Source organism: Lysinibacillus parviboronicapiens (assembly GCF_003049575.1).
GTDB lineage: Bacteria > Bacillota > Bacilli > Bacillales_A > Planococcaceae > Lysinibacillus > Lysinibacillus parviboronicapiens.
Window position 1 is genome coordinate 23,327 of record NZ_PYWI01000030.1, and the last position, 17,999, is coordinate 41,325.

A 17,999-nucleotide genomic window follows, 5' to 3' on the forward strand; every position below is an offset into this window, starting at 1 on the left:
GTGAATCGCCTCCAAATTTAAGTAGTAGTGAAAACATGTTACACTAGTAAGAAATACATAAAAGGAGCTAGCAAGATGACAATTATTAATTTAATGCAAGCATATGAGCTGGACAAGCTTTCTAAACTAGGTTTAACAGACGAGGAGATAATACGCACTTTACAATCTGGAGATGTATCCGCATGGCAGGAAAAGATTCCTCAATTTGAATTTCATGAAACTACAGCACTCTTTCAAGAAGGGAAACATTTGTTCCTTGGTGCGTTGCATGGCAATTATCGTGTGAAGTATGTAACATTGCCAGGAATTCAACGTTTACTACAACTTCGTTTTCAACTAGAAGAGGGTGAGGATTATCAATTATTAGAAACAGGCATTCAATATTTGTCCTGTAATGAGGAGATTGTGACGAAGTTACAAAATCTGCTATCAGCTAATTGGCATCTTACAAAACAAGAAGATGGAACATATAGTATTTTTGTCAAACAATAACATCGAACCAAATAATTCCACCCGCGTTATGAGACGAATCGACATGTATAGTTATCCACCTATTAAATTTTCAAATCGTCTCACAGTATTTTTCCGTCCTAGAGTTTAATATTCGTATAGTTGGCTATTTATGCTTAAAATCAAATTAATTTTATAAAAAACAATAAAAAGATGGTTTTCTAGAAACTTAGAAAATCATCTTTTATTATCATTAATAACAGAACGTTTGTTCTGTGTTTTAAAAAAGGGCATTTTTTTGCTATAAAGTTCCCAAATTTATATTTGGGAACGTTTTTTCGTGGTAAAATGGACAATATAGAGGTGATTTTATGCAAAAAACACAGCTCCCAAAAATAATGAAGGACTTCCTTGTGTATTTAACAACTATCAAGGGAAAATCACAGCGAACAAGAAAGGAATATGAATACGATCTCACATTGTTTTTTCGTTTCCACATGGCCGCACAAAATGACATGGACCTTACAGAAATTACTAAAATAAATATTGATACTATTACAATAGAAGAAATCCGTGAAATTACATTGGAGGATCTCTATTTATTTATGGAGTATTGTGAAGTACAACGTCAAAATTCTGCTTCAGCTAGAGCGCGAAAAGTAGCGACATTAAAATCATTTTTCAAATACATTAAAGGAAAACGTCGACTTATAGAGGAGAATCCAGCAGATGAATTAGAAACACCGAAAATTGCGCGTAGGAAACCTGTTTATATGAATATGGAAGAGGCAAGTCTATTTATCGATGGCATTCAGCTAAATCGTGCTTCACCTCGAAACTACTGCATGATGATGTTTTTCTTAAATCTAGGCATTCGAGTAACAGAGCTTTGTCAATTAAATAAGGCATCGATTCAAGGTAGGTACCTAACCGTTATCGGCAAAGGCAATAAAGAGCGTACCGTTTATTTAAACGATAGCTGCATGCAGGCTCTAGCAGATTATGAGCAAAGTGGTAAGACTGCCTATAGAGGAGAAGGAGATGAGCCTTTGTTTGTTTCCCAAAAAGGAACACGCTTTACACGTCAAACTGTAGCAAAGCTTGTTAAGCAAATAAATAAACAATCTGGACTACAAAAGGAAAGACTGACACCTCATAAGTTACGCCATACATCCGCAACAATGATGTACAAGGCAGGGGCAGATATCCGAAGTCTTCAGCATATTTTGGGCCATTCAAGTGTGGCGACGACGCAAATATATACACATATTGAAGATGAAGAGCTGCAACATGTACTTGAAAACAATCCGTTTAATATTGTTCGTGAAAGCGATAGTCCTGTGTGACTATCGTTTTAATTTTGGAAAATTGCTATAAAATAATTGACGAACGCAGCAATCTGTTATATATTAAATAAAAATAATACAAACTGTTATAAAACAGATTTGTTCTTAGGAGGATTTTAATATGTCAAAGTATCGAGATGGATATGAATTTTATTGTGAAATGTGCGAGCGTTATGGTTTGGAGCCAATCTCATTCCGCTATTATATCATCCAGCTATCACAGGAGCAGTTGTCTGCATATAACATGCAAGCGAAGCAATTAGGCATCTAATTATTATTGCGCTAAAGGATGTGGTTATTACGGAAATCGACGCGAATATTTTATGAAAAGCCCAGCCATACTGATAAATATGGACTGGGCTTTTATATTTTTTTAAAGAAATATCAGAAAATTTATTATTGACTTAGTAAAATCTCTGTTATATATTATTTATACAAAAGTAATTCTGTTATAGTACAACTTAATAAGGAGTGAATGATGATGTCGCATTATCCACATGGCTATGATTATTATGTAAAGAAATGCGCGCACTTTGATCACGACAACAATTAGCATACACAACAATGCAGCGTTACATATGAAAGGGAGTTAATTAGCATGACAGACTATCGAAAAGGCTATGAGTTTTACCGACAAATGTGCGAAAAACATGGTTTGGAGCCCATTAATTTTCACTATTATATTTTAAATTTATCGCAAGAACAATTAGATGCCTATAATGAAGAGCATGCAAAAACGATGGGAGGACAAATTGAATATGAAGTTCTTGAGTTGTAAAATGCCTTACTGCCAACCGTGCCAGTAAGGCATTTTCAATAAGTACTTCTTAAGATAAATAGACTGATTTTCACATTTTAGGTAGTGCTAAGGTAATTGTTTTGTCTGGAAATGGGCTGTTAAAGTACTTGGAAGGTCACTGATTTTTGTCTAATTTATAGAAATCTATGAAATGATAAAGATACAGATTTTTAGATTTGGGTTGAATTAACTGCTTTTCTAGGACTATAATATAATTACATAAAAAAGGGCGATATACCACAACTTTATACCTCGCTATATACATAAAGCAAAAGTACCAAACCCTTGTTATTTCAATGAACGGAGAATGAAAATGATGAATATCACGCCTGGTAGTATTAATCAAGTTAACTACAGCCTGAAAGAATTACAAGACATTTTTTCAGCAATGAACAGTTCTATCATTGTAGCGATTACAGATCGAACAGGGAAAATCACATTTGTTAATGATCATTTTTGTAAAATTTCTAAATATACGCGCGAGGAATTATTGGGCCAAGATCACCGTTTACTCAATTCAGGCTTCCATCCAAAGTCTTTTTTCAGAGAAATGTGGAAAACAATAGGAAAGGGTGATATGTGGAATGGCGAGGTATGCAACCGGGCAAAAGATGGTAGCCTTTACTGGGTAAAAACCACGATTATTCCTTTCTTAGATGATAATGACAAACCATATCAATATATCGCTATTCGAGTTGATATCACCGCACAAAAAGACATTAAAAAGATAACGCATATTGCCTATCATGATGAATTAACAGGGTTGCCAAATCGTCGCAAATTAGAGCAACGTTTAGAAAATGAATTCCATCAATCTCGACGTACCGGGGAGAAGTTTGCGTTATTTTTCATTGATGTGAATCGTTTTAAAAACATTAATGATGGACTCGGACACATCATTGGAGACATGTTCTTAGTGGAAATGGCAAATCGTTTACGTAATATTGACCATACTTCCAATTCTTTCTATCGTCACAATAGTGATGAGTTTGTCATGATTTTAAATGATGTCAATCGAATCGAAGAGAAAGCAAAGGAAATTATCGGTGTTTTCGATGACAGCTTTATTGTCGATACGTATGAATTTTATGCAAGTATTAGTATTGGGATTAGTGTTTTCCCAGATCATGCAAACTCCATTGAAGAACTGTTGAAAAATGCGGATATAGCGATGTATGCTGCAAAATCTACACGTGGTAATCAATACCGTTTATATCGTCCGAATATGGATGAGGCGAATGATAAATGGCTATTACTCGAAACAAAACTACATCAGGCGCTTAAAAAAGATATTTTAGAACTGCATTATCAACCAAAAATCGATTTAAAAACTGATAAAGTGATTGGCATGGAGGCATTGCTCCGCTGGTACGATCCTGAATTAGGACAAATGCCACCAGATCGTTTTATTCCGTTTGCAGAAGAATGTGGACTTATTAATGATATTGGCGTATGGGTATTAAAAAAAGCTTGTGCTCAGGCTCGTGCTTGGAATCAAACATACCACTTAAACTTACGAGTAGCAGTTAATATTTCACCAATTCATATTAGTACGTTTGGTTTTGTTGATATGGTACGTGGAGTTATTGCAGAAACACAAATAGACCCGAATACACTAGAAATTGAAATTACCGAAATGAGTATGCTAGATTACACAGAAGAATTGATTAATACTATCGAGCAATTAAGATCACTAGGCATCACAATTTCATTAGATGACTTTGGGACAGGCTATTCATCACTTAATTATTTAAAGAAATTCCCAGTGGATGTGTTAAAGATTGATCGTGCGTTTGTGCGTGATATCGTGCCAGAAAAATCAGGAATTGCGATGATTTCCGCAATGATTTCTTTAGCACATGCTTTAAATCTTCAGGTTGTAGCTGAAGGTGTGGAAGAAGAGGCGGAATTGAAAGTGCTACGAGAACAGGGGTGTGAATTCGTACAAGGCTACTACTTTAGCAAACCGTTGTCAGTAGAAGAATTCACAAAATCGATCTTAATTAATGCGTAAATAATCGAATCATATTAGCTTAATATTTGCATTTACAAAAGAAGTTCTAATTGATTGTCCTGTTCATATGGACATAAAATTTAGAGCTTCTTTTCCTATATATCGGCAACTATTACTTAAAAATAGAATATAGAACAAGTGTTAGGTTATAGATTGTAGTAATTATTATCTTTAAAATAAGCACAGACTTATGAAAAGTTAGAGATGAGCAATGTTGTCCATTAAAAGCGAGTGCTGATTTAGACCGTATTTAATTACTTTCATACATGAAAAACAGTGAGGTTTGTGGATGTTTTAGGAACTTGACATGTCACCTTTTGGTGTCCTATAATCAATATGACAACAAAAGGTGTCTTATTACGTAACATGTAGTTTAATTGTTGATATTACAGTAAATAATAATGTAAAGGTGGGGGGATTTTGAACGAAAACAGTCAATTGAGGGATGTTTATGATGCTGTTGCCGATCCAACAAGGCGAAAATTACTTCAATTGTTGGCAGACGTAGAAGAATTACCCCTGCATGAGCTAACGGTTCATTTTCAAATGGGGCGTACTGCAGTTTCTAAGCATTTGGCTATTCTCAAAGAAGCTAATCTCGTAATTGCTCGAAGGGTTGGTAGAGAAACGAGGTATCGCTTGAATGCCACGCCGTTGAAAGAAATTCAAGATTGGGTATCTTATTATGAAGGATTCTGGAAAGAAAGAATGGTTAAATTAAATCTTATATTGGAGGAAAAAAAATGAAAGCAGATGTATCTTTAGATTATCAATTTACAAGTTCAATTGAGGAGGTATGGAACGCTTTAACTGATTCAGATACTCTTGCAAAATGGATATGGAAAAATGACTTTAAACCAATCGTAGGACATAAATTTCAATTCCGTGCGGAGCCAAATGAATGGTGGGATGGAATTGTAGATTGCGAGGTACTCGAAGTGAATGAGCCTCATAGCTTATCTTACACTTGGGCAAGTGCCGGTGAAAGTACTACTGTTACATGGACGTTGAAAAAAGGTACAGATGGGACTGTCCATCTACATCTCGACCAAACAGGATTTAGTGAGGAAACGAAAGCTCGTCAGGGTGCCATAGAGGGAGCTAAATATGCTTGGACAAATATGGGTAATCAGCTTGAAAAAGTATTAGCACTGTAAACGTGATTCCTTTAACCTCGCTTTAATAAACGATTCATTTACTATCAAGAGCGCAATTCCGTAGCAAGAATTGTGTTCTTTCATTTTTAAGAAGGGCGTTCTTCTAAAGCAAGAAAGTCGCCCTTCTTCTTATTATCTGGGATAAAAGTGCAGCTAGTATTCTTTAAACGATCTACTACAATCGGGCGCTTTTCCGGAACACGGAATGACTTAATTTAAGGATTGGAAGTGGATATCAATATGAAAATCACTCAATTAATCGCCAACAATATTAACCGTTTAGATGCCATCTTGCCGGAAGATCGATCACTAGCAATAGCTGGATTGTCTGGATCGGGTAAAACCACATTTTGTCAAACGATTGGTGAAGAATCTAAGAAACGACTTGTTTCTTTATTACCAAAGGCTGAATATCAATACTTGTTCCCAAATATCATGGAAACGAATTTTAGTGCCATTAAAATGGCAGATATGCCTTTAGTTCTTTTTTTAGGAAAATCATCCATTTCAACTAATCCACGTTCAACCATTGGCACTCATACTGGGGTTTTTAAAGACATTCGGGAAAGGCTTGCAGATGAATTTCATTTATCACCAGAAGTTTTTTCATTTAATAATGCATTAGGCTGGTGTCCTGCGTGCAAAGGACGTGGCACTACCAAAAATGTTGAATGTAAAAAGTGTGAAGGAAAACGATATAATCTGGAAGTTGAACAACATAAGTTAGAATTAAGGAATGAACGATACAGTATTTCCGCTATAAATAATTTAAGTATGGAAACAATTTATGCCCTTTCAGAAGAATTAAAAATTAGTGAAGAGAAACAACATATTCTACAAAATATCATCAATATGAATATCGGTTACTTAACATTAAATCGAATTATGGGGACATTGTCAGGGGGAGAGTTAACAAGACTTTACTTGGCAGAATTTATGGCAACTAGTGAAAATACCGTCATTATTGTAGATGAAATTTCCGTTGGTTTGGATCACGAAACCCTTTTGAAAATTTTGGAGCAGATTAAACATTTAGGCAATAAAAATCAAATTTGGCTGATTGATCATTCTGACACTGTGCTAGACACAGCTGATGAGCATTTGTTTTTCGGGCCAGGGAGTGGAAAATACGGTGGGAAAATTGTAGAGGAATCACCGCGCCCTCAACCAATTCCTTGGGAACGAAATCAAGCAATGCCAACTGCATACTATCAATTCCTTGACCTCCATTGCCGTAATATTCAAATGGCTGAAATACAGATTCCTCAAAATAGACTTGTTACCTTTACAGGTGAGTCTGGATGTGGAAAATCGACGCTTGTCAATGAGTGTATCGCCAAGGATTTCTTGAAGCGCTACCCAAAAGATAAGTTGGTAATGGTAGGGCAAGACCGTAACCAATCGATTACAAGCCGTTCAACTGTGGCGACGTTTCTAGATATTAAAAAGAAACTGTCCAAATACAGTGAGGACATCGATGATATTTTTCAACGCTCGATTGAAGATATTATTGATGAATTACCAAATGAAGACATCGCTCATAAACGCTTAAGCCTATTGATTAAACTAGGCCTAGGCTATCTGACTTTAGAAAGAAAAACACAAACATTATCGACGGGTGAATTTCAATGTGTTCATTTAGTTTCTGAGCTGTTTGCTAACTCACGCAACCCACATACGCTTTTCATTTTCGATGAGCCTTCAAAAGGTTTGTCTCAAAATATATTAAACCAATTCATTGATAGTGTGAGGGACATTCTAAAAGAGGCATCAATCTCAATCATCATGATTGAACACAATGCCTATATGTTAGAAAGTTCTGATTATATCGTTGATTTTGGGAAAAGACAACAGGCGCCTGTGGAGCATCTTGATGTGGTGAGTCATGATGATTATTTTAGTCAACAAAATCGGACAGCGAAAGTAGCACCATTGCAAATAGCATCAACACTGGAATCAAAAAAAGGCATTCATTACTTAGAAGAAAATCATATTAGCTATTTTAAAAATGCTGAAAACGTCTATAAGGGCGGTATATTAAAAAGCTTATCATCAATGGCCCGTCTGATTTATGGTGAATACGAATCTAATACTATTGCGCCTGTCATTGCCATTGATCTTGAAAAACATTTGTATAGCCAATATAGCTTTCTCTATGAAATGGGTGGCCTGATTAACCATATTGTGGCGGCTCATCCGACCAATAAAGATACGAGAAGTTTCGATTTCTTTAGTCAAGAAAATCATTGTTCAAGTTGTTCTGGTCGTCTGGAAATTGAAAAATTTGATTTTGATATCGTGATGCAAGACAAAAACGTGTCGTTTTGGGATGGCTTATTACATCCAGACGTGATGGAGGTCTTAAAATACTATCAATATCCAAAATTACAATTCCTTTTTGATGAGTTAAAAAATGAACTTGGTCAAGATATAAGTAAAAGCTATAATGACATGACAGAAGAAGAAAAGCATACATTCTTATATGGTTATTGGGAAAAATCATTTTATGATAAAGCAAGTAAATCTTCGAAAAAATGGGAAGGTTTTAATTTAATTATTGGGCGTTATATTGTAATTTCAAAATCACTCATTAAAGAGCAAATGAAAGAATCAAAAGAGATGGTGGTCTGTCCAATCTGTCATGGAACCGTGCTCAACCACCAGAAAAAACTTGCATTTGGTGATACGGATATTCGTGCGTTGATTCATCAACCTATTGATGAGGTCATAAAAATAGTAGGGGAATTACCAGAACTAGTAAAACTGAAAAACATTGTTGGTGGCAAGATGGTACTTACGGAGGATGTGTCTTTACTGCCTAGGGAAGCACAAGTATCATTAAAAATGTTGGAATTAGAACTTGCAAGTTTTGTTGGTTATGAAATCGTCTTACAAAATGTTTACCCATTCTGGGACAAAATTACTAGCAATCTTGACGCTATCAGCCACAAAAATCTGATAACCATCTGTGATTTTGCCAATATTAACGAAACAAGAGAAACCATTATTGATAAGTATTTTACCAATGGAAAATATAAAAAGCTGACGTATGTCTATGAAGCGTTCGGTTACAAAAAAATTGTCACTGTCATTAATAAGATAAAAGCAAGTCATCCATGTCCTTTCTGTAAAGGCAAGAAAGTCTTATCAGAAGATGGACTACATGATGGCGTCTATAAATTATCAGTACCATGTGTAAGTTGTTATGCAAGTGGCATCAATGATGAAGGACGTAAAGAAATGGTTGAGGGCATAGACGTACAAACATGGCTAACTGGTACAGTAAGTGATGTTGTTACTGAAAGCTTACATTTAGAGGCTGTTGCAAAACTGCTAATTTTCAAGCGAATTCGTGAGTTGAATAAACAAGAAATGATGGCGATTTACCAATTCCTTGAGCAAAATAATTAAATCAAAATGATTAACACAAGCGATAGTTAAATACTGAGCTAGCTGCCAGTCAATCAGTGAAGAAAACTCATGTGCAATGAAAAATTGCATATGAGTTTTTATGCTATTGTGAAGAGGAACAATTGGAGATGTAAAGAACAGAGGGGATTGGCAGTTGACCTGATGGATTAGCGATTGATAAATGTCATGAATATGAAAGCTGTTAATGTTGTGACAGGTACGTGGAGGAATCCAAACCTAGCAAATTAAAGTTGGTTGGTTATAAACTGGAAAAGTATGTATTGCATTGTTAGAAAATACATTATAATATGATAATGATAATCATTTTCAATTAAAAGGGAGAGAGCGTTAATTGACAACCAAAAGACATCTTATAATTGGCATGCATTTAGCAGTGAGTGGTGAACAAGGTAAGAAAGGGGCGTTTATTGATGAGCATATTGCGTTTGCCCAACGTGCTGAGGCAGCAAAATTAGATTTTGTATTTAAGGCAGATTATTTAATAGCCCATCCGGAGTTAATGGCTAAAACGAAAGGAACAGCAGGGCTAGATCCTAGTTTTTTATTTGCGACAGTAGCAAGAGAAACTAAACACATTGGTTTAGTCACAACAGTTTCAACATCATTTATTCCACCTTATATTATAGCTCGGCAATTACAATCCTTGAATTGGATTAGTGAGGGACGTTTAGGTTGGAACCTCGTAACATCCATAGATGGGGCATATAATTTCAGCAACGAGCCAATGCCCTCATCAGAAGAGCGTTATGCAAAGGCAGCTGAATGTAAGGAGGTTGTACAGCAGCTATGGCATAGTAACCCATATGAAATATTAGAGGCAGACGGTAATTTAGAGATAATTAATGAGCTTGTCAAGCCAATTAACCACGAGGGAGAGTATTTTCATGTAAAAGGCCCTTTAAATATTCCGATGCATCCGGCAGGTGATATTCCGCTATTCCAGGCAGGAGCATCGGAAACAGGACGTCAATTTGCAGCAACAGTTTCTAACGCAATTTTCGCTGCCACGCCAGTAATGGAAGTAGGTATTGAATTACGTAATGATTTACGCAAACGTGCTATTACAGCAGGTCGTTCGGCAGATGACATACGTTTATTACCTGGATTGTATTTCTTTATTGGTGATACATATGAGGAAGCATTAGAAATGCATCGTAAAGCACATGAGCATCTTACAACTGAACGCCGCTACACCGCCTTAGAATCTGTTATAGGCATGGACATTCGTCATTTATCTCTTGTGGATCATGTAACAGCAGCTATGTTGCCACCAGAGGATCAAAAAGTTCGAAGTAAAACGCATGCACAACTTGTGCGCCGTTATATCATTGAACATGAACCGACTGTTGAAGCATTGTTAGCACGCCCAGAAGTAATTGGCTCTGCACATCTAGTAGCCATTGGTACACCACAAGATATTGTGAATCAGATTGTCACGTTTTATGAAAAGGGAGCATTGGACGGCTTTATCGCAGTGCCAGGTGGTCCTGCCAAATCTTTAGATTTATTCTTTAGCGATGTTATACCGATGTTAGTCGAACGTGGCTTATTCCGAGCTGAATACAAAGGGAACACATTGCGCTCCCACTTAGGATTAGATGTGTAATTATTGATTGCAACAGTGATACAATTGCGACAAAGGCAAGTGGTTGTGCATAAACACATTTGTCTGTATATTTTTTATTTATTAAAAAATAACTCTCCAGCATACCGAAGTCAATTGCTGTTTAATGTAGAGAATGGTCTTTTATTAAACTGTCTACTTTATAGGGTTCAGTTCATATACTGTAGATGGTTTTTTTGATTTAAACTAATCACAATTTAAATATTTAAGTAATAGCAAGAGAGATTCCTCACCTCGTCAAAAATATGTTGCAATAACTACTATTTTACGAGAGGTACTCTCTTTTTTTAAAAATAAGGCGTGTTATTATTGTTTTTCTTTGATGGAATTTCAGAATTTAAAATATTACATAATGTTCTAATTCCCTGTTGTAATTGTTGTTCATTCATATATGAAAAGCTTAGTCGCATATGGTGATTCTCTTGCTCCACGGGGTAACAAGCTGATCCCGGTAAGAATGTTATATTATTTTTTTTGGCTTCGATCAGTAGCTGATTTGTATCTACCCAAGTTGGGAGACTAATCCATATGTTTAAACCTCCAATTGGTATTATCCATGAAATCCCTTCTGGCGCGTAGTGTGATAGTAAATCCAGTACCAAATCTCGTCTTACTTTTAAGGCCGTTCTTAATTTTTTCATATGTTCAATCATTTTTTTGGAAGTAACGAATGGTAATAATGATTTTTGTGTTAATAATGGACTTCCTAAATCAGCATTTGATTTAGCTGCTAATAGTCGATTAAATATAGAACCTGAAGCTGAAAGTATTCCAATTCTGCAACTTGGTGCTAAGGTTTTACTCAGCCCTTTTAAATAAATCACATGACCATAATAATCCATACTTTTAATAGGAGTAGGAGGTTTTTTATCAAAATAAATCTCACACCATGGGTCATCTTCTACAATAATACATTGAATACTTTTAGCTATCTCTAATAGTTGCCTCCGTCGCTTGTGAGACATAACCGTACCTGTAGGATTATGAAATGTAGGTATTGTATAAATAATTTTTGGTTTGTATTTATCACATAAATTTTGAAGTATGTCCACTTTCATACCCTCTTTATCAATTGGAACTGTAAGTATCGTAGCGCCTCTCCCTCTAAAAATATCAATAGCTCCTGGATAAGTAGGACTTTCCATTACCACAACATCACCCGGGCCAATAAATGTACGAGCAACTAGATCTAATCCTTGTTGCGAACCATTTGTAATTAAAAGGTTGTCAGGGGTAGTAGAAACTTCAAATTGTTTTAAATATTGGGACATTGCAACCCTCAGCTTATAGTCTCCTTGGATTTCACTATATTGTGATAAAATTCTTGGATTCTCCGAAAGCATTTTATGAATTTCTTGCTCTAAATATCGATTAGGAAGAAGCCCAGGGTCAATCATCGAAGAAGAAAGTTGAATTTCACCCGGAACGTGGTGAAAGCGAGAAAACTGAGCTCTTGGAACATAATCTTGTAGCGATAACTGCCAATCGAATGCAGGTTCATCTTTTTCTGTTTTCCTTATATCCGATTCTTCAATATTTACAAATGTTCCTTTCCCTTGTATGGATGTAACTAATTTTTCCTTTTCAAGTTCTTTATATGCCTTCACGACAGTAACAAAGCTTACTTCTAACTCCTTAGATAATTCACGGACAGAAGGTAACTGACTTCCTTGTGGTAGTAGACCTGATCGTATGTGATCAACGATTGATTGGAAAATTTGCTTAGAAAGTGAAGTCTCAGATTTTCGTTGAATTTCAATATGCATGTTTACCCTCCATTAAGTGTTATACAAGTGCATTGAGTGTTATACATGGTTTGGTTATAAAATATAGAGGATTTCAAATGAACACATTATAACACTGAGAGGGGTGTTTTGCGATGTGAAAAATTGAGGGAAGTTGAAACAGCTTGAGTAATACAAACGAATAGAAAATATCAGGAGGTTTTTCAAAATGAAATATTATGTAGTAGATGCTTTCGCTGAAAAAATATTTGAGGGTAATCCAGCTGGTGTTTGTATTATGGAAGATTGGTTATCTGAGGATATGATGCAGGAAATTGCTAGCGAGAATAACCTTTCTGAAACAGCATTTGCTGTAAAGAAAGGGCATAAAGACCATTATCATTTAAGATGGTTTACACCAGGAGGAGAAATTGATCTTTGCGGACATGCTACCTTAGCAACTGCATATGTAATCACTAACTATTATGAAAAAGAACTAGAAAAAATCAGATTTCAAACAAAGAGCGGGGAACTAGTTGTTTTAAAAAATAGTAATCTTTATGAATTGGATTTTCCGAGTATTAAAGTTGAGGAATATACACTGACAAATCAGATGGTGGAAGCACTCGGTATAAAACCTATTGAAACATATATAGGGAGAGATTTGGTGTTTGTACTCGAAAAAGAAGAAGATGTGCTCAATTTATCTCCTGATTTTGCTAAATTAGCACTATTTCCAGAAGGACTTGCAGTTTTTGTGACTGCAGAAGGAAATGAAGTTGATTTTGTTTCCAGAGCTTTTTGGCCAAAATTACAGGTAAACGAAGATCCAGTTTGTGGCTCAGCACATTGTAGTTTAATTCCTTTTTGGTCAAAACGACTTGGGAAAAACGACATGATTGCTAGACAGCTCTCTAAACGTGGTGGAACACTGTACTGTAAATACAATGAGGACAGAGTAAAAATTAGTGGTTCTGCTGTTTTATATTCAATTGCAGATCTCCAATTATATTGATAACAAAAAATGCACTTTTTTTCGAATATTGTAGGGTACGTTATGGCTGGTAGATTACTTACAAATTATGCAGTTGGTGTAACCATTTTCCCGATTGTATTAACTGTTGTTTATCTTATCTTTTTCCTACGGCTATTATTATAGTGATTTGGGGGATTTCAGGAGAGATTGGTGCGAATATCAATCAATATTGGATTATGTCGTCCATTCCGAAATACCTGATTTTAAAATGGCTTATTCTGACTTCTGTAAACTTAGGTACCACTATTGGCGCTAGTATTGCAGGCGTTATCATCGCACAATTTGGAATAAAATATATTTTATTTGTAGGCATCCTTTCATTAGTGATTGGTTTTATGTGCATTATACTTCGAAATTCCTTGTAATAAAACTGTCGTGTCAATGTAAGTTATCATGTGTTTTTTTCGGAAGACCCAGGCGTAAGCTGTGACTTTTGGCGGGGGAAAGAAGTATTTATCAAGGACGTAATAAAGTTTGATTAAAAATATCTCACCTCTGTATATTTCGGTGAGATGAATTTTATTGTATTCACATAGCATTAAAGATTGTGAGACATGGACTTAAACTAACATGACAAATTAGTGAAATAATAAAATTTAGCCTCCTTTTTTACAGCTACCAAGCCTCGTAAGGAGCAAAAACCTTTATTAAAACTCCGTTGTATACATGCTTATAGAAAAATAGCCACCTCCATAGAACTAGGAGGTAGGCAATTTTGTAATTTAACATTTAGTTATGAATACTGTTGCAAGAAATACCGATTTCAAAGGGGGTTTAAATTGCGGGACCTATTTTCTGTTTATAGTTACGCCCACTAAAAAACAGGTGTTTCAGTTAAATAAGACACTTCTTGTATTTTTATAATAATTTCTTCCCTTATCGTTGTGACCACATTTGCAACAAAAATTCGTTTTCATTATGCCTCATGTACAGAAAGGGTAAACCTTAAATTATAAGGCTTTATAGTCCAATTTTAAACAACTTTATTAATATCTATTTTGAGGATGATCTTCTTACAATCAAAATTAAACAGATTCCATAATATTCAATGTTTGCTTCTTTAGCAGTCATGCTGGAACAACTACTATGAATGGTTATTTTTAATTATTCTTCACTCTACCTTCCTTATGTCCAAACAATTGTATTCGATACGAATAACATATTTATAGGAGAGGAGGTGAATATAAAATGGCATCATTTGAAATTGGCTCGAGAAGTCTTTTCAATTTTCGAAACGAACGCTTTTTCCTATTAGTTGAAGATGAAATTACAGTTCCAGATAAAGGTGTGGAAATTGATCCCGTTAATATCTATGAGATTGACCAACAAACTTTCAATTTTATCAGAGATGAAGGCGATACACCTGTGGTTGTACCAGTTTTTAGACTTCCAACTGTACCACCTGGATTTGAATTAGAACGAAAATGTATTTTTACAGTGGATAATTCATATTTTGTCATCTATGATTTAGAAAATGGAACTGATACCAACGTTATATTAAGGATTAGTGCAGCTTTATTTAACTCATTGAGAAATTCTGGTGTTCGTGAATGTATTCCTCAAAATTTCATTAACTAATGTAAGGGTACAAAAAAACAAGCAATCAATTTTATTGGCTGCTTGTTTTTTATTTTGAAGGGTTTATGCATGTTTAACACTTCGAAGACTTTATTATTTCTTGACAAAGTAATATTATATTACTAATTTTGAGCTAATTTAAATGGATAAAAATTTATTAGCACTTAACATCTTTTATAATTAATCGTATGGAACCAGTGTCAATTTGTTCAAAGTAACGGTTCCAAGGAAGGCTTACATCAGAATCAGTTAATGTAGGAGCAGAATTAAAGAATACAAAACTTAAGCTTCTAGGCCCATTTCATATCCCGCCTAATTTTAGCAAGGGGTATAATTGTTTAAGGTTAAAGATTAATTACTTTAATATCATTTTACATCAACTCAGCAAATTAGTTTTCTGTTTATTTACTTCAACTCTGTTGAATCGTTTTCAAGTTTATTTAATAGTAAACCTTAAATAAGGTGATTATAAGCTAAATCAACTTTACACTTTATTCTCGCAACTTCTGATGTGGTATTACGTATAATACAAATAGAACAAGGAGGGAAAGTAATGACTAAAAAGCAAAAGGTAATAATTGTTGGTGCAGGGATTGTTGGTGCATCTATTGCTTATAATCTATCAAAGGAAAATCAGGATGTCACTTTAGTTGAGAGCCATTCAAAAGCAGGATGTGGTGTAACATCAAATTCCTTTGCTTGGATTAATTCATCAGGGCGTGTTCCAGATAACTTTCAACATTTGTATGACGGGTCATTAGCAGAATATCATGTATTGGAAAAAGAGATCCCAGAATTAAAGGTAGATTGGAACGGCTCCCTTTCATGGGGAATTCCTGTAAACAGCCATAAATCTTATATAGAAAAAATAAATCGCCAGCAAGTATCGGACTTGGAACCTCATTTAAAAGAATATCCAAAGGAAGCTCTATATGCTTTTAAAGAAGGCGCGGTAGACCCTAATATTCTAACGAATCTTTTAGTAAAGAAAGCGCAAGAAAATGGGGTAAATATATTGTTCGACACAAAAGTAACAAAAATTAAAAAGGAGGACGCTAAAGTTGTTGGCGTACATACATCAAAAGGATTTATAGAATCAGATGTCATTGTATTGGCAACTGGTACAGCTATACCTGAGCTTTGTAAGCCTCTTAGTATTGATATTCCTGTTGAGTCATCACCTTCTATTATTATTCGTATGAAATCTCCAAAAAAGCTTATTCACACATTAATTTCTAATTCAAGATTTGAGGCAAGACAACTATCTGATACTACTATAATTGCTGCTGAAGATTATTTGGATGACCATGGAGAAAACGGACCAGAAGAGGTTGGAAGAAGAGCTTTTGATACCCTTCGAAATGATTTAAAAAAAGGAGAATATCTTGAGCTAGATAGTATTCAAGTAGGGAAGCGACCAATGCCTAAAGACGGCTACCCTATTGTTGGTTTTCATGATCAAATAAAAGGACTCTATTTAGCAGTTATGCATGCCGCAATCACATTATCTCCTGTTATTAGTCGATTGGTTGCGAAGGAAATCGTAGATAATGTGCCGTTAGAAGAACTAGAAGGTTGTAGACTATCTCGATTTAACCTAGTAAATGAATAATACTTTAATGTTTTTGTAAGACGGGGTTACTATAAGAAATGTAGCTAAGAGCATGTTTTGATCAATCTTTTTTCAAAACATGCTGTTAGATTTGTTTTCAAATCAGGATTAATATATGAGCAAAAGTTGTTCAAAACTATTTTTGTAATATTAACTAATGCTGTTGAAAAAGAAGTGAGTCATTTGACTGTTTTCTTATAGATTGTTGTTATTCAACAAACGGGGCAGGTAAAAAGAATTAAAGAAGCGTGCTCCATTTATAAATTTTTATCTGCATTGCTTATAATTTGCTTTCATTCTTACTTTTAAACGGTGTTGGTCACTAATTTTGTGATAGGGGGCATGTACTTAGCGATATTTTTTACGCCTATATTTACTGTTGCTGGTTCATTCATTTATAGAGACATAACACAAGACGGATTTGAAGGATTAGGATTGACTTTATTCGTGCCACTTGAAATAATTGCAATCCTTTATAAATGGAATTACTAATTAGATTAGCGGGGGCTTTATTTCAATAAGGAGTAGAGCCCTTTTCTACTTAAACTAAAGGCGTAGTTTAGTGGAATGACAAGTAGCTACATTTAATAGACATATTCAAATTCTTATTTAGATGAATCTTGTCAAAAAAACACCCCTAACATTAGATAAAAGAGTGTACATTTAATCATTAACTGTGGAGGGTACATTTGTCGCTACTACAATTGATCAAATGATAAACAATTATTTAAACGAGGTTTTTTCGCAATTGAGTTCGAAAAAGAAACTGTTTCACGTTCAATTGAACTCTTAAACAAAGCTATGGCTAAATCAAGCTTTAGTTGTAAACCATCATCATAATTGGTTAAAGAAAAATTAATGGGGTATAACTAAATCATAATTTTTTAGTAATATGATAAAGAGGCTAATAAAGATAAACAAATCTTGAATATGGTGAATGGTTTAACGGAGTTATAAAAAGAAATTTTCAAATTGGTAAATATCTGTTGCAATTCAAAACATAAAATCATAATATAAGAATATAGTTATATACTAATAAAATCACTTTTCTTTAACAAGGTGATTTTATGTAAAATTATATATAAGCAAATGGTTATATAAAGGAGTGCAGATAAATGGAAAACTCACTAATTGAAAAACAATTAAAAGCAGCAGCTGATTTGAATCGCATTAAATTACTTGCATGTATGAAAAATGGGGAGGTATGTGTATGTGATTTTGTGGATG

General features: G+C 34.7%; 14 protein-coding genes and 2 pseudogenes. 15 read left to right on the top strand and 1 reads right to left on the bottom strand.

Annotated elements, in window-relative coordinates:
* Window positions 1-75 precede the first annotated feature (75 nt).
* From C9J35_RS19140 to C9J35_RS19180, 9 genes are all read left to right on the top strand, one after another.
* Window positions 76-492, top strand: coding sequence for a hypothetical protein (locus C9J35_RS19140; RefSeq protein ID WP_054767741.1), 417 nt, complete (start codon window positions 76-78; stop codon window positions 490-492).
* 329 nt (window positions 493-821) lie between these two features.
* Window positions 822-1,796 (top strand): tyrosine recombinase XerC, encoded by a 975-nt coding sequence (locus C9J35_RS19145; protein WP_107926008.1) that lies wholly within the window; start codon window positions 822-824, stop codon window positions 1,794-1,796.
* Window positions 1,797-1,917: 121 nt separating this feature from the next.
* Window positions 1,918-2,067, top strand: a complete 150-nt coding sequence (locus C9J35_RS19150) for a hypothetical protein (RefSeq protein WP_054767743.1) — start codon at window positions 1,918-1,920, stop codon at window positions 2,065-2,067.
* A gap of 327 nt (window positions 2,068-2,394) precedes the next feature.
* On the top strand, window positions 2,395-2,574 hold the full coding sequence (locus C9J35_RS19155) for a hypothetical protein (RefSeq protein ID WP_054767744.1): 180 nt from the start codon (window positions 2,395-2,397) through the stop codon (window positions 2,572-2,574).
* Between the two features lie 334 nt (window positions 2,575-2,908).
* Complete coding sequence (locus C9J35_RS19160; protein ID WP_167396011.1) at window positions 2,909-4,609, top strand: putative bifunctional diguanylate cyclase/phosphodiesterase; 1,701 nt, start codon at window positions 2,909-2,911, stop codon at window positions 4,607-4,609.
* A 420-nt stretch (window positions 4,610-5,029) separates the two neighbouring features.
* Entirely contained in the window at window positions 5,030-5,356 is a 327-nt protein-coding gene (locus C9J35_RS19165) for an ArsR/SmtB family transcription factor (RefSeq protein ID WP_054767745.1), read from the top strand.
* Window positions 5,353-5,766, top strand: a complete 414-nt coding sequence (locus C9J35_RS19170; protein WP_107926012.1) for an SRPBCC family protein — start codon at window positions 5,353-5,355, stop codon at window positions 5,764-5,766. Before C9J35_RS19165 ends, C9J35_RS19170 begins: the two co-directional genes overlap by 4 nt.
* 240 nt (window positions 5,767-6,006) lie before the next feature.
* Entirely contained in the window at window positions 6,007-9,177 is a 3,171-nt protein-coding gene (locus tag C9J35_RS19175) for an ATP-binding cassette domain-containing protein (protein ID WP_107926014.1), read from the top strand.
* A gap of 352 nt (window positions 9,178-9,529) precedes the next feature.
* A complete protein-coding gene (locus C9J35_RS19180; RefSeq protein WP_167396012.1) occupies window positions 9,530-10,804 on the top strand; it encodes an NtaA/DmoA family FMN-dependent monooxygenase in 1,275 nt (424 codons plus the stop codon).
* Between the two features lie 305 nt (window positions 10,805-11,109).
* Here the strand turns inward: C9J35_RS19180 and pdxR are convergent, their stop codons facing one another.
* Window positions 11,110-12,588 (bottom strand): MocR-like pyridoxine biosynthesis transcription factor PdxR, encoded by a 1,479-nt coding sequence (pdxR, locus tag C9J35_RS19185; RefSeq protein WP_107926017.1) that lies wholly within the window; start codon window positions 12,586-12,588, stop codon window positions 11,110-11,112.
* 187 nt (window positions 12,589-12,775) lie between these two features.
* Here pdxR and C9J35_RS19190 point away from each other — a divergent pair, with 187 nt between their 5' ends.
* The 6 genes and pseudogenes from C9J35_RS19190 to C9J35_RS19215 all read left to right on the top strand — a co-directional run.
* Window positions 12,776-13,561: a PhzF family phenazine biosynthesis protein gene (locus C9J35_RS19190; RefSeq protein ID WP_107926019.1), complete on the top strand. Its 786-nt coding sequence runs from the start codon at window positions 12,776-12,778 to the stop codon at window positions 13,559-13,561.
* Between the two features lie 143 nt (window positions 13,562-13,704).
* Complete coding sequence (locus C9J35_RS19195; RefSeq protein ID WP_054767746.1) at window positions 13,705-13,947, top strand: hypothetical protein; 243 nt, start codon at window positions 13,705-13,707, stop codon at window positions 13,945-13,947.
* Window positions 13,948-14,770: 823 nt separating this feature from the next.
* On the top strand, window positions 14,771-15,160 hold the full coding sequence (locus tag C9J35_RS19200) for a hypothetical protein (protein ID WP_054767747.1): 390 nt from the start codon (window positions 14,771-14,773) through the stop codon (window positions 15,158-15,160).
* 553 nt (window positions 15,161-15,713) lie between these two features.
* Complete coding sequence (locus tag C9J35_RS19205) at window positions 15,714-16,772, top strand: NAD(P)/FAD-dependent oxidoreductase (RefSeq protein ID WP_107926023.1); 1,059 nt, start codon at window positions 15,714-15,716, stop codon at window positions 16,770-16,772.
* 574 nt (window positions 16,773-17,346) lie between these two features.
* Window positions 17,347-17,612, top strand: a pseudogene (locus tag C9J35_RS24340) (MarR family winged helix-turn-helix transcriptional regulator); the annotation flags it as partial.
* A gap of 275 nt (window positions 17,613-17,887) precedes the next feature.
* Window positions 17,888-17,999, top strand: a pseudogene (locus C9J35_RS19215) (ArsR/SmtB family transcription factor); the annotation flags it as partial.

Bases quoted from the DNA above. Each gene is read 5' to 3' on its own strand.
- C9J35_RS19140 (WP_054767741.1), top strand. From the start codon at position 76: ATGACAATTATTAATTTAATGCAAGCATATGAGCTGGACAAGCTTTCT.
- C9J35_RS19145 (WP_107926008.1), top strand. From the start codon at position 822: ATGCAAAAAACACAGCTCCCAAAAATAATGAAGGACTTCCTTGTGTAT.
- C9J35_RS19150 (WP_054767743.1), top strand. From the start codon at position 1,918: ATGTCAAAGTATCGAGATGGATATGAATTTTATTGTGAAATGTGCGAG.
- C9J35_RS19155 (WP_054767744.1), top strand. From the start codon at position 2,395: ATGACAGACTATCGAAAAGGCTATGAGTTTTACCGACAAATGTGCGAA.
- C9J35_RS19160 (WP_167396011.1), top strand. From the start codon at position 2,909: ATGATGAATATCACGCCTGGTAGTATTAATCAAGTTAACTACAGCCTG.
- C9J35_RS19170 (WP_107926012.1), top strand. From the start codon at position 5,353: ATGAAAGCAGATGTATCTTTAGATTATCAATTTACAAGTTCAATTGAG.
- C9J35_RS19175 (WP_107926014.1), top strand. From the start codon at position 6,007: ATGAAAATCACTCAATTAATCGCCAACAATATTAACCGTTTAGATGCC.
- pdxR (WP_107926017.1), bottom strand. From the start codon at position 12,588: ATGCATATTGAAATTCAACGAAAATCTGAGACTTCACTTTCTAAGCAA.
- C9J35_RS19190 (WP_107926019.1), top strand. From the start codon at position 12,776: ATGAAATATTATGTAGTAGATGCTTTCGCTGAAAAAATATTTGAGGGT.
- C9J35_RS19200 (WP_054767747.1), top strand. From the start codon at position 14,771: ATGGCATCATTTGAAATTGGCTCGAGAAGTCTTTTCAATTTTCGAAAC.
- C9J35_RS19205 (WP_107926023.1), top strand. From the start codon at position 15,714: ATGACTAAAAAGCAAAAGGTAATAATTGTTGGTGCAGGGATTGTTGGT.